We start from the raw sequence: 12,329 nt of genomic DNA, 5'->3' as shown, positions 1-12,329 counted from the left end.
GCGGCGCGGCGCGGCGCGGCGCGGCGATCTTGCACGAACTGTGGGTGCGACACCCCCAAACCGGGCATATCCCTAACAGTTCGCGCAAGATCGTCGTGATCATCAGGGGTTGCCGCGATGATCGCTGTCTCGTGTCACGAAGTGCGGTCACACCACAGGTGCTGGCATGAAACGGCGATCATCACGCCACCATCTCGGCTGACACGCCGCGCCTGGCGTGTCACTGCTGGCGCGTCACGGCCGACAGTGGTCAGGCGACGTGTTCGGGGCGGACGCCGCGGCCGACCAGGCGGGCCGGGACGGCCTGCAGCACCGGGAAACGCTGGAAGAGTTTCAGCACGCCGGGGGCCTTGATCGGAGCGTCGGCACGGAGCACCGCGCCGACCAGGCGGCTCTGCGCGACCCGTTGGGCGCGCTGGGTCACCCGCGTCGGGAACATCCGGCGCTTGCGGACCAGATCCAGGTCCTCGGTACGCAGGCGACCTGCCCTGAGCTTCGGCCCGAGCAGCCGGGCCGTGGCGACCGCGTCCTGCACCGCGAGGTTGACCCCGACCCCGCCCACCGGGCTCATCGCGTGGGCGGCGTCGCCGATGCACAGCGCACCGGGCACGTGCCACGTCTCCAGCCGGTTGACCTGCACGGTAAGCAGGTGCAGCTGGTCCCACGAGGTGATCTCGCCGACCCGGCGCGCCACCATCGGGGCGAGCCCGGCGACACGCCGGCGGAACCCGTCCAGGCCCTCGGCCTGCACGCGGGCGTAGCCGCCCTTCGGGATGACGTACCCGCACTGGTAGTAGTCGTGCCGGTCGATCATGACCAGCAGCGCGCCCGGCCCGACCCGGCCGAGCAGCCCTTCCGGGTCCCCGGATTCCCTCGAGATCCGGAACCACAACACGTCCATCGGCGCGCCGAAGTCGACGGGGGTCAGCCCCAACTTGTCGCGGATCACCGAGGAGCGGCCGTCGCAGGCCACGGTCAGCTCCGCGGACACCCGCACCGCGGCCCCGTCCGGGCCGACCGCGGCGACGCCGGTGACCCGCCCGGTCTCGTCCCGTAACACGTCCACCGCCTCGGTCGAGCGCAGCAGCGTGAACCCGGGCAGCTTCGCGGCCTCGGCGGCGAGCAGGTCCAGGAAGTCCCACTGGGGCAGGATCAGCAGGTAGTTGTGCGGCTTGCGCAACCGGGTGAAGTCGCCGACCTGGTACGTGCCGTCGTCGAACGACACCGCGACCCCCGGCTCACGCCGTCCCGGCAGCTTGGCGATCGCCTCGCCGAGCCCCAGTTCGTCGAGCACGTCCAGGGTGGACGGGTGGATCGTGTCCCCACGGAAGTCCCGGAAGAAGTCGGCGTGCTTCTCCAACAGCACGACCTCGACCCCCTGCCGTGCCAACAGGTACGCCAGCATCAACCCCGCCGGCCCACTCCCCACCACACAAACCCGCGCCCGCAACTCCCGCTCCGCCACGCCCCGCTCCTCATGATCGCGACGATCTTGCACGAACTGTTAGGGATATGCCCGGTTCGAGTGTGTCGTACCCGCAGCCCACGCAAGATCGCCGCCCCCGGGAGGGGCGGGGGTGGGGGTCAGGAGAGGTTTTTGGCGACGACGGCGGCCAGGGCGCGGAAGGCTTTGCCGCGGTGGCTGATGGCGTCTTTTTCGGCGGGTTCGAGTTCGGCGTTGGTGCGGGTGTTGCCGTCTGCGACGAAGATCGGGTCGTAGCCGAAGCCGCCCTCACCTCGCGGGGCACGCAGCAGGCGGCCCGTCATCTTGCCGCTGACCAGGTGCTCGCGGCCGTTCGGCGAGGTCCCGCCGCCGGGCAGCACCAGGGCCGCCGCGCAGACGAACGCCGCGCCGCGGTGCTCGTCGGGCACGTCGCCGATCTGGGCCAGGACCAGGTCCAGGTTGGCGCGGTCGTCGCCGTGGCGGCCGGACCAGCGGGCGCTGAAGACGCCCGGCATGCCGTTGAGCGCGTCGACGGCCAGCCCGGAGTCGTCGGCGACCGTGGGCAGGCCGGTGTGCTTGGCCCCCTCGCGCGCCTTGAGCAGGGCGTTCTCCGCGAAGGTCAGGCCGGTCTCGGGGACCTCGACATACGGCGGGACGTCGTCGAGGCCGACCAGCTCGACCTTGAGCAGCTCCGGCGAGGCGGCCAGGATGCGGCGCAGCTCGTCGAGCTTCTTGACGTTGCGGGTGGCGAGCAGCAGCTTCACTTGCGGAACACCTCCAGCAGGCCGGCCGCGTCCAGCGTGGGCAGTCCCAGCGTGGTGCGCTGCAGCGTGGTCAGCGTCTCGCACCCGGCCACGCCCAGGTCGAGCAGGGCGTTGAGCTGCTTGCGGTCGAAGACGCCGTCCTCGCCCGTGCCCTGCACCTCGACGAAGTCGCCGGTGCCGGTGCAGACCACGTTCATGTCGACGGCGGCCGTCACGTCCTCTTCGTAACACAGGTCGAGCCGCGGCTCACCGGCGACGATGCCGACGCTGACCGCCGCGATCGAGCGGTGCAGCGTGGTCTCCACGGTCTGCTTGCGGGTCAGCATGTTCTTGGCGGCCAGCCAGCTCACCGCGTCGTGCAGGGCCACGTACGAGCCGGTGATCGCGGCGGTGCGGGTGCCGCCGTCGGCCTGCAGCACGTCGCAGTCGATGACGATGGAGTTCTCGCCCAGCGCCTTGAGGTTGACGCAGGCACGCAGGGCGCGGCCGATCAGGCGGGAGATCTCGTGGGTACGCCCGCCGACCTTGCCCTTGACGCTCTCCCGGTCGGACCGGGTCGTCGTGGCGCGCGGCAGCATCGCGTACTCGGCGGTGACCCAGCCCTGGCCGGTGCCCTTGCGCCAGCGCGGCACGCCCTCGGTCACGCTCGCGGTGCACAGCACCCGGGTGTTGCCGAACTCCACCAGCACGGAGCCCTCGGGATGCATGCTCCAGTTCCGCGTCAGCGTGACCGGGCGAAGCTGGTCGGGCGCACGCCCATCAGGTCTGGTCATGCGCCCCACCCTATGGGGTCAAACTTCGTACCGGGAACCGGGGCGGACGATCTCGACGGGTCCGGCGAACGTGGCGGCGGCGTTGTTCAGCGTCTCCGCCTCCGAACCCCACGCGGTCACCAGGTGCGTCAGCAGCAGTCGGCGTACCCCGGCCTTGGTCGCGATCTCGCCCGCCTCGCCGCCGGTCAGGTGCAGGTCCGGCGGGTTGTCCACGCCGTCGAGATAACTCGCCTCGCACAGGAACAGATCGGCGCCCTGGGCCAGCCGCAGCAGCGCGTCGCACGGCGCCGTGTCGCCCGAATACGCCAGCACCCGCCCCTCGTGCTCCAGGCGCACGCCGTAAGTCTCCACGGGATGGTTGACCCGGTCCACACTCACCTGGAACGGTCCGATCGGGAAGCTGCCCGGCTGCAGCGCGTAGAACGTGTAGACGTCGTCCAGCGGCCCCTCGTCGAGGCTGTACGCGGTCGCGATGCGCTCCGGCGCGCCCGCGGGCGCGTACACCGGGATCGGCGGGTAGGGCCCGTCCGGGGCGTACCGGCGCACCACCACGTACGAGCAGGCGTCCAGCATGTGGTCGCAGTGCAGGTGGCTGAGCAGGATCGCGTCGACCGACTTCAGGCTCGAATAGCGCTGCAGCGCCGACAGCGAGCCGGTGCCGAAGTCCACCAGCAGCCGGAAGCCGTCGGCCTCCACCAGGTATGCCGAGCAGGCCGACTCCGGCCCGGGAAAGCTGCCCGCGCAGCCCAGGACGGTCAGTCTCATGCCGGATCTCCGCTCCGCACAGATTCGGCATGAGACACGAAGCCGCAGTGCCCGACGCTCAGCCTTGTTGCGCGCCTGCGCGCCTGTTCGCTTCGCTCATTCATGCCCGCGCTCCCGCAGGGTCCAGCGCGGATCCGAGGAACCGCTTCGCCAGCCGATCGAAGATCTCCTGGTCACCGGTGCACAGCAGTTCGTGGGCAGGAGCCGGGGCGTCGTCGGGGCGCAGCAGATCGCGCTCCACGAGGACACGATAGACGTCGCGCGCCGTCTCGTCCGCGCTCGACACCAGGGTCACCTGATCCCCCATCACGAGGCTGATCACACCGGTGAGCAGCGGATAGTGCGTGCAACCCAACACCAGCGTGTCCACCTGGGCACGCTGTAGCGGCTCCAGGTAGGCGCTGGCCAGGCCGAGCAACGCCCGGCCGGACGTCACACCCCGTTCCACCAGCCCGACGAACTGCGGGCAGGCCGCCGCGGTCACCGCGATGTGCGGCGCGGCGGCGAACGAGTCCTGGTAGGCCCCTGAGTTGATCGTAGCCGTGGTGCCGATGACACCGACCCTGCCGTTGCGCGTCGCCGCCACGGCGCGCCGCACGGCCGGCCGGATGACCTCCACCACGGGCACGGCGTATCGCTCGCGCGCGTCGTGCAGGCAGGCGGCGGAGGCGGTGTTGCAGGCGATGACCAGCATCTTCGCGCCGCGCTCGACCAGCCGGTCCAGGCAGTCCAGGGCGTAGGAGCGCACGTCGGCGATGGGTTTGGGCCCGTACGGCACGTGCGCGGTGTCGGCCATGTAGACGACCCGTTCGTGAGGCAACTGGTCGAGAATGGCCCGGGCCACCGTGAGCCCGCCGACCCCCGAGTCGAAGATGCCGATGGGCGCGTCCGTCACGCTGCGCAGCCTACTTGGCCAACCCCCCTTCAGGGGAACGGTCCTTTCCGAGATGTCGCGAACGTGACACGGCAATCAGCCTGCCGTTACGGACCGTCGCCAACCACCGTTGCACACAGTGCACGGCCCGATCAACGGGCAGGTCAGGCAGAGGATTGGCGAGCACAGTGCGTACTGAGTCGAACTCCGAGCGCGACGCCGACGGCGTCCTCGCCACGGCGGTGCAGGCCGGCACCGCCGGCAACCCGTCGAGCACTGCCAGTGACGAACACGCGTCGATGCCGTCGGCCCGCACCGCGCCCGACGACCAGGACGCGGGCCCGTCCGGCGGCCTGCGCACCGCCGTGACGTCGCGGTTCCGGCTGCCTGGCGAGGACGACCCGTCCCCGCGTACCGGCAGGCTGCTGGGTCTGTGCATCTGGGCCGCCGCACTGGGCTTCCTCGGCCTGATCCCCGGCGGCCGGCTGGCCGTCGCGCTGGCGGTCAACCTCGACGTGCCCACCTGGTACGCCCCCACCGCCCTCACCATCGGCGTGCTCGGCGTGGCCGCGATCGCCGCGGGCTTCGCCGCGATCCACCGCTACCGCCTGCCGCTGATCCTCTTCACCATCTCCACCGTGCTCCTCCTCGCCAACATCACCCTCGCCTACGCCACCCTCTGACCAGGCCCCAGCCCACACGACAGAGCCCGACCGGGATACCCGGTCGGGCTCTGTCGATCAGGTGCAAGGGTGGTGACACGCCGTCGAACACGTCCGTAAGTTCATGATCGACGCGCTGGACCGGCCGGGGCGGGGTCATGCCCAGAGTTGGCCTTCGAGGGCGGTTTCGGCGTCGTTGAGGGTGCCGGTGTAGGCGCCGGTGGAGAGGTACTTCCAGCCGGCGTCGGCGACGAGGAAGGCCACGTCGGCGGCGCGGCCGGTCTTGGCGGCCTCGTGGGCCACAGCGAGGGCGGCGTGGGCGACGGCGCCGGTGGAGAAGCCGACGAACAGGCCCTCGACGTCGACGAGCTGGCGGGTGCGCAGCACGGCGTCGCGGGTGCCGACCGAGAAGCGCCGGGTCAGCACCGACGCGTCGTACAGCTCGGGTACGTAGCCCTCGTCGATGTTGCGCAGGCCGTACACCAGCTCGCCGTAGCGGGGCTCCGCCGCGATGATCTGGACGTCGGGGTTCTTCTCCCGCAGGTAGCGGCCGGTGCCCATGAGCGTGCCCGTGGTGCCCAGCCCGGCCACGAAGTGGGTCAGCGTGGGCAGGTCGCGCAGCAGCTCGGGGCCGGTGGTCTCGTAGTGGGCGCGGGCGTTGGCCTCGTTCCCGTACTGGTAAAGCATGATCCAGTCGGGGTGCTCGGCCGCGATCTGCTTGGCCGTGGCGACCGCCTGGTTCGAGCCGCCCGCCGCGGGCGAGAAGATGATCTCCGCGCCGTACATGCGCAGCAGCTGGATGCGCTCGGTGGAGACGTTCTCCGGCATCACGCAGACCAGCCGGTAGCCCCGCAGCTTGGCCACCATGGCCAGGGAGATGCCGGTGTTGCCGCTGGTCGGCTCCAGGATCGTGGCCCCAGGGCGCAACCGCCCGTCGGCCTCGGCCGCCCGCACCATGTACATGGCCGCGCGGTCCTTCACGCTGCCGGTCGGGTTGCGGTCCTCCAGCTTGGCCCACAGCCGCACCGGTGGCGCGCCGTCGGGCACGGCCGGGCTCAGCCGGGGCAGCCCGATCAGCGGCGTGTCCCCGCAGACGTCGAGCAGTGAATCAAAACGCGCCATGATCAGCTCCGTTCGCGCGAGCCGCCGCCACGATCGTGCGCGAACCGTCGGCCGGTTGCCCGGCACGGGCAACGCCGGTGGTTCGTCCGGCCGGTCCGCCTGAACAGCGGACCGGCGAGGACTGGCCACCGGCGCATTTGCCCACGGTGCGCGCGAGATCGTCGCGGCGGGAAAGGTCAGCGGCCGAGGACGGCGGCCGCGGCGGCGAGGCCGAAGGCGCCACCGGCGACGGCCGGCAGGATGGTGACCGTGTCGCCGTCGCTGATCTTGGCGTCGAGCGAGCCGAGGAAGCGCACGTCCTCGTCGTTGACGTAGATGTTCACGAAGCGGTGCAGGCCGCCCTCGGGCGTGATCAGCCGGCCGCGCAGGCCCGGGTAGGTGCCGTCGAGGTTGGCGAGCAGCTCGGAGAGGTTGTCACCGGCGCCGGAGACGGCCTTCGCGCCACCCGTGTAGGAGCGCAGGATGGTGGGGATGCGAACGTCGATAGCCATGGCAGAGAACTCCTGAAAGAAGAAAAGTCGAACGGACGGTCGTCGGGACTCAGGGCGAGATCAGCTCAGCGCTGACACTCGTAGTCCACCGCCGCCGGGCTCTGCCCGAACATGAACGACTGCACGGCGTGCGGGTCGCCGTTCTCCTCGTAGCTCCGCATGGTGTCCATACTCTCACCAACGAGCTGGACCGGCTCCTCGGACACCTGCCCGTCCAGAATGCGGAACGAACGGATCTCCGCGGTCTGCGGGTCGCGGGTCGAGACGAGAAGGTAGTGGGCGTTCGGTTCGCCCGCGTAGGAGATGTCGGTGCGCGAGGGGTACGGCTCCGTCGCCGTGTGCGAGTGGTAGATCACCACCGGCTCCTCGTCGCGGTCGTCCATCTCCCGCCACACGCGCAGCTGCTCCGTCGAGTCGAAGCGGTAGAACGTGGTGGAACGCTCCGCGTTCTCCATCGGGATGTGACGCGCTGCAGCGTCCGAACCCACGGGACCGGCCACGACACCGCAGGCCTCGTCCGGGTGGTCCCGGCGGGCGTGGGCGACGATCGCCTCGATGATCTCCCTGTGGATGGTCAGCACGGCGACCAGCCTACCGATCCGCACCCACCCTCGAACACCCATGTGATCCGCGCCATGGCGAGTCTCAGCGGCGGAAGTCGGCGCCGATGACGGCCTCGAGGAGCGACTCCTGAAGGTAGCCGAGGTATGAATAGACGCTGAGCTGGAACACCCGCGCCGAGCCGGCGTCCTGCTCCAGGGCCTCCTCCAGCTCGTACTCCACCACCGTGTCGTCGGTCAGCTCCAGCCGGATGCCCAGCGCGAGCCGGGCGTCGTTGATCGCCCGCAGCCACGCCTCCGCGGACTCCGCATCCAGGCGCACCTCGCCCTTGCCGGCCTCCGGCAGCCCGGCCAGCACCGCACCGGCCTGGTCGATCTTGGCGGTCTTCAGGTCGCCCTCGGTGAAGCGCCGGAACTCGGCGGAGTTCTTCACGTCCTCGGGGTACACGTCGGGGAACAGCCGCTCGACGACGGGGTCTTCGCGGTCGAAGCCGTCGGTCAGCAGACCGACGACCTCTTCGGCGACCTTGCGCAGTACCCGTACCTCGTCCTCGCGAAAGTCCGCCACGCATTCCGCGCCGACTCTGCGGAAGATCGTCATGCGCGCTCGCTCACTGTCTGTCGACCGTGGCCCACAGGCCGTAGGTATGCAGCCTGCTGGCGTCGTGCTCCATGCGTTCGCGGGCGCCCGCAGACACGACGGCCCGGCCCTTCTGGTGCACGTCGAGCATCAGCAGTTCGGCCTTGTCCCTGCTGTACCCGAAGAGCTCCTGGAAAACCCAGGTCACGTAGCTCATCAGGTTCACCGGATCGTTGTGCACGATGGTGACCCAGGGTCGGGCGAATTCCGACGCTTCGTCTATGTCCGGTTTATCAACCGGAACGGTCTGTGGGGCGGCGGTCACGTCCCCCATCCTACGAGTTGATTCGGGCAACACACAGGCACGAGGAAGTGCCGTCCTGGCGAGGCTGAGACGATCTTGCCGGAACCCCCGATGGCCAGGCCGCCCCCGCTTGCCACGGGGGACACCCCCGCAAGATCGGGCAAGGCCATAGGGTGTGGGGATGCATGCTGGTGCGCCGGGTCTGCTGACGGACCACTACGAGCTGACCATGATCAGCGCAGCGCTGCGCGACGGCACGGCCCACCGCCGCAGCGTCTTCGAGGTCTTCGCACGGCGGTTGCCGCAGGGCCGGCGCTACGGCGTGGTCGCCGGCACCGGCCGCCTGCTGGAGCAGCTCGCCGAGTTCGGATTTCACCCGGACGAGGTCGACTTCCTGCGCCGCTCCGGGGTGGTCGACGAGCAGACGGCGGCCTGGCTGAGCGACTATCGCTTCCGCGGCGACCTCGACGGATACGCCGAGGGCGAGCTCTTCTTCCCCGGCTCCCCCATCATCACCGTGACCGGCACATTCGCCGAGTGCGTGGTGCTGGAGACGCTGATCCTGTCGATCCTCAACCACGACTGCGCGATCGCCGCGGCCGCGGCCCGCATGGTCACCGCGGCCCGGGGCCGCCCGCTGATCGAGATGGGCTCACGTCGGGCGCACGAGGAGGCCGCCGTGGCCTCGGCCCGCGCCGCCTACCTGGCCGGCTTCGCCTCGACCTCGAACCTCGCCGCGGGCATGCGCTACGGCATCCCCACCGCGGGCACCGCCGCGCACGCCTTCACGCTGCTGCACGACGACGAGAAGGCCGCGTTCGCCTCGCAGGTCGCGGCGCTGGGTGAGCAGACCACGCTGCTGGTCGACACGTACGACATCAGCCAGGGCATCCGCAACGCGATCGCGGTCGCCGGACCCGGCCTGCGTGCGGTGCGCATCGACTCGGGCGACCTGTCGGTGCTGGCCGCGCAGTCGCGCGCGCTGCTCGACGAGCTGGGCGCGCCGGACGTGAAGATCGTCGTCAGCGGCGACCTGGACGAGTACGCCATCGCCGCGCTGGCCGCCGAGCCGGTCGACGTGTACGGGGCGGGCACCGCGGTGGTGACGGGCTCCGGCGCGCCGACCGCGGGCCTGGTCTACAAGCTGGTCGAAGTGGACGGCCGCCCGGTGGTGAAGCGCTCCGAGAACAAGGCCACGGTGGGCGGGCGCAAGACGGCGTACCGCCGGCACAAGCCGACCGGCACCGCGGTCGAGGAGATCGTGCTGTCACAGCAGGCCACACCCCCGGCACAGCCCGGCGACCGGCTGCTGCAGCGCCCGTTCGTGCGCGGCGGCGAGTTCGTCGCGGACCTGCCGACCCTGGCCGACAGCCGGGCCCATCTGCGGGACTGTCTGATCACGATTCCATGGGAGGGCCTGAAGCTGTCCGCGGGCGACCCCGCGGTGCCGGTGACGGTGACCACCGCCACGTGATCGTTGCGGGACGGGCGTGACCGGAGCAGCATGATGAACGGTGCACAGGCACCACCGTTCGTCTTCCGGGGAGGCGGCCATGGCCCGCGCACTGATCATCGTCGACGTGCAGAACGACTTCTGCGAGGGCGGCTCGCTGCCCGTGGCGGGCGGCGCCGCGGTGGCCGCCGCGGTCTCGGCGCACCTGGCGCAGGACGAGGGCGCGACGCCGCGCCGCTGGGACCACATCGTCGCCACCAAGGACCACCACCAGGACCCGGGCGCGCACTTCGGCAACCCGCCGGACTACGCCAGCAGCTGGCCGGTGCACTGCGTCGCGGACACCTTCGGCGAGCAGTTCCACCCCGCGCTGGACACGGACCGGATCGAGGCGATCTTCCTCAAGGGCGAGTACGCCGCGGCGTACTCCGGGTTCGAGGGGCAGAGCAGCGGCATCGGGCTGGCGGCCTGGCTGCGGATGCGTGACGTGACCGAGGTGGACGTGGTGGGCATCGCCACCGACCACTGCGTACGGGCGACCGCGCTGGACGCGGCCCGCGAGGGTTTCGCGACCACGGTGCTGCTCGACCTGACCGCCGGCGTCGCTCCGGAATCGACGGAGCTCGCGCTGACCGCACTCCGCGAGTCCGGTGTGGAGATCACCAACGCGGCCTGAAACCGCTGGTCAGAGGTCCTTAAGGGATGTTTTAGGTAAACGCTCTTCCATTTTAAGGAAAGTTAACTTAATGTTTGGCCGCATCGGGGGGATAGGTGTCAATCATTAAGGGAGAGCCATGCTCAGAACACGGGCCCGCCTGATAGCCGCCACCGCAGCCATGGTCGTCGCCGGTTCCATCGGCGCCGTCACCATGGCGAACGCGGCCGGCACCGTCACCGCCTCCTACACCCAGACCTCCAACTGGGGAAGCGGCGCCGAGGGCAAGTACACGATCACCAACGGCACCAGCGCGGCGGCCACGTGGACCCTCGTGTTCACGCTGCCCTCGGGCACGACCGTCAGCTCCTTCTGGGACGCCAACCTGACCGGCACGGGCCAGACCCGCACCGCGACCGGCACCTGGAACGCCACCATCCCCGCCGGCGGCAGCGCGTCGTTCGGCTTCGTCACGGCGGGCTCCGGCAAGCCGACCGTCTGCACCATCAACGGCGCGAACTGCGCCACCGGCGCCAGCCCGTCGGTCGTCCCGACCACGCCCGGCACCAGCCCGAGCAGCTCGCCGTCGGCCCGGCCCAGCACCTCGCCGAGCACCTCGCCGCCGGCCAGCCCGTCGAGCAGCCCGACCAACCCGACCCCGGGCAAGAAGGTCATCGGCTACTTCACGAACTGGGCGCAGTACCAGCGCGCCTACCACGTGAAGAACATCGTGAGCAGCGGCTCGGCCGCGAAGCTGACGCACATCAACTACGCGTTCGGCAACGTGACCAACGGCCAGTGCGTGATCGGTGACTCGTACACCGACTACGACCGGGCCTACTCCGCGGCCGAGAGCGTCGACGGCGTCGCCGACACCTGGGACGCGGGCGCGCTGCGCGGCAACTTCAACCAGCTGCGCAAGATGAAGAAGCAGTTCCCGAACATCAAGATCGTATGGTCGTTCGGCGGCTGGACCTGGTCCGGCGGCTTCACCCAGGCCGCGGCGAACCCGACCGCGTTCGCCAACTCCTGCTACAACCTGGTCGAGGACCCGCGCTGGGCCGACGTGTTCGACGGCATCGACATCGACTGGGAGTACCCGAACGCCTGCGGCCTGTCCTGTGACAGCAGCGGCCCGCTGGCCTTCCGCAACGTGATGCAGGCCCTGCGCAACCGCTTCGGCGCGAGCAACCTGGTCACCGCCGCGATCACCGCGGACGGCAGCAACGGCGGCAAGATCGACGCCACCGACTACGCCGCCGCCGCGCAGTACGTCGACTGGTACATGCCGATGACGTACGACTTCTTCGGCGCGTTCGCCGCGCAGGGCCCGACCGCCCCGCACTCGCCGCTGAACTGCTACGCGGGCATCCCGCAGGCGGGCTTCTGCACCGAGGCGGCCATCGCGAAGCTGAAGAGCAAGGGCATTCCGTCCAGCAAGCTGCTCATCGGCATCGGCTTCTACGGCCGCGGCTGGACCGGCGTCACCCAGGCCGCCCCCGGCGGCTCGGCCACCGGCGCGGCCCCGGGCACCTACGAGGCCGGCAACGAGGACTACCACAAGCTGAAGACCTCGTGCCCGGCCAACGGCACCGTCGGCGGCACCGCCTACTGCTTCAGCGGCGGGCAGTGGTGGAGCTACGACACCCCGGCCACGATCCAGGGCAAGATGACCTGGGCCAAGAACCAGAGCCTGGCCGGCGCGTTCTTCTGGGAGCTGTTCGGCGACACGTCCAACGGTGAGCTCATCACCGCGATCAAGAACGGCCTTGCCTGATCCAGCAGGGCTGGGCGGCCCGCCGGAACCTCGGGGTTCCGGCGGGCCGCCGCCTTTTCCGCCCCCGGTGCTGCTGACCCGCGGGGTGCCGGAGGCGTCCGGTCC

14 protein-coding genes are annotated in these 12,329 nt (G+C 70.4%); 4 read left to right on the top strand and 10 right to left on the bottom strand.

The genetic code is table 11. From position 1 onward, the window contains the following. Positions 1-250: 250 nt before the first annotated feature. From FLL47_RS19995 to murI, 5 genes are all read right to left on the bottom strand, one after another. Positions 251-1,450, bottom strand: a complete 1,200-nt coding sequence (locus tag FLL47_RS19995; protein ID WP_144122073.1) for an FAD-dependent oxidoreductase — start codon at positions 1,448-1,450, stop codon at positions 251-253. A gap of 134 nt (positions 1,451-1,584) precedes the next feature. Next, on the bottom strand, positions 1,585-2,208 hold the full coding sequence (gene rdgB, locus FLL47_RS19990; RefSeq protein WP_144122029.1) for an RdgB/HAM1 family non-canonical purine NTP pyrophosphatase: 624 nt from the start codon (positions 2,206-2,208) through the stop codon (positions 1,585-1,587). After that, a complete protein-coding gene (gene rph / locus FLL47_RS19985) occupies positions 2,205-2,981 on the bottom strand; it encodes a ribonuclease PH (protein ID WP_144122028.1) in 777 nt (258 codons plus the stop codon). Before rph ends, rdgB begins: the two co-directional genes overlap by 4 nt. 18 nt (positions 2,982-2,999) lie before the next feature. After that, a complete protein-coding gene (locus FLL47_RS19980; RefSeq protein WP_144122027.1) occupies positions 3,000-3,746 on the bottom strand; it encodes an MBL fold metallo-hydrolase in 747 nt (248 codons plus the stop codon). Between the two features lie 100 nt (positions 3,747-3,846). Continuing rightward, a complete protein-coding gene (murI, locus tag FLL47_RS19975; RefSeq protein ID WP_144122026.1) occupies positions 3,847-4,641 on the bottom strand; it encodes a glutamate racemase in 795 nt (264 codons plus the stop codon). A gap of 167 nt (positions 4,642-4,808) precedes the next feature. Between murI and FLL47_RS19970 the strand changes: the two genes are divergently transcribed. Beyond that, entirely contained in the window at positions 4,809-5,303 is a 495-nt protein-coding gene (locus FLL47_RS19970) for a hypothetical protein (protein WP_144122025.1), read from the top strand. 135 nt (positions 5,304-5,438) lie between these two features. On the opposite strand, the gene FLL47_RS19965 is transcribed toward FLL47_RS19970, so the two are convergent. From FLL47_RS19965 to clpS, 5 genes are all read right to left on the bottom strand, one after another. After that, complete coding sequence (locus FLL47_RS19965; protein WP_144122024.1) at positions 5,439-6,404, bottom strand: PLP-dependent cysteine synthase family protein; 966 nt, start codon at positions 6,402-6,404, stop codon at positions 5,439-5,441. 176 nt (positions 6,405-6,580) lie between these two features. Then, positions 6,581-6,895 carry a MoaD/ThiS family protein gene (locus FLL47_RS19960; protein ID WP_120316750.1) on the bottom strand — a complete coding sequence of 105 codons (315 nt, stop codon included), beginning with the start codon at positions 6,893-6,895 and terminating at the stop codon, positions 6,581-6,583. A gap of 65 nt (positions 6,896-6,960) precedes the next feature. After that, a complete protein-coding gene (locus tag FLL47_RS19955; protein WP_144122023.1) occupies positions 6,961-7,476 on the bottom strand; it encodes a M67 family metallopeptidase in 516 nt (171 codons plus the stop codon). Positions 7,477-7,540: 64 nt separating this feature from the next. Further along, positions 7,541-8,056, bottom strand: coding sequence for a DUF2017 domain-containing protein (locus tag FLL47_RS19950; RefSeq protein ID WP_144122022.1), 516 nt, complete (start codon positions 8,054-8,056; stop codon positions 7,541-7,543). Positions 8,057-8,066: 10 nt separating this feature from the next. Continuing rightward, complete coding sequence (gene clpS / locus FLL47_RS19945; protein WP_144122021.1) at positions 8,067-8,369, bottom strand: ATP-dependent Clp protease adapter ClpS; 303 nt, start codon at positions 8,367-8,369, stop codon at positions 8,067-8,069. A 151-nt stretch (positions 8,370-8,520) separates the two neighbouring features. Between clpS and FLL47_RS19940 the strand changes: the two genes are divergently transcribed. The 3 genes from FLL47_RS19940 (at position 8,521) to FLL47_RS19930 (ending at position 12,224) form a co-directional block, all read left to right on the top strand. Beyond that, a complete protein-coding gene (locus FLL47_RS19940) occupies positions 8,521-9,813 on the top strand; it encodes a nicotinate phosphoribosyltransferase (protein WP_144122020.1) in 1,293 nt (430 codons plus the stop codon). 79 nt (positions 9,814-9,892) lie between these two features. Further along, positions 9,893-10,468 (top strand): isochorismatase family protein, encoded by a 576-nt coding sequence (locus FLL47_RS19935; RefSeq protein ID WP_144122019.1) that lies wholly within the window; start codon positions 9,893-9,895, stop codon positions 10,466-10,468. Between the two features lie 118 nt (positions 10,469-10,586). Continuing rightward, positions 10,587-12,224, top strand: a complete 1,638-nt coding sequence (locus FLL47_RS19930) for a glycosyl hydrolase family 18 protein (protein WP_144122018.1) — start codon at positions 10,587-10,589, stop codon at positions 12,222-12,224. The last annotated feature ends 105 nt before the right edge of the window (positions 12,225-12,329 follow it).

The sequence above is a fragment of the Catellatospora sichuanensis genome (genome assembly GCF_007483665.1).
Lineage (GTDB): Bacteria > Actinomycetota > Actinomycetes > Mycobacteriales > Micromonosporaceae > Catellatospora > Catellatospora sichuanensis.
This window is presented reverse-complemented; position numbering and strand designations above follow the sequence as displayed.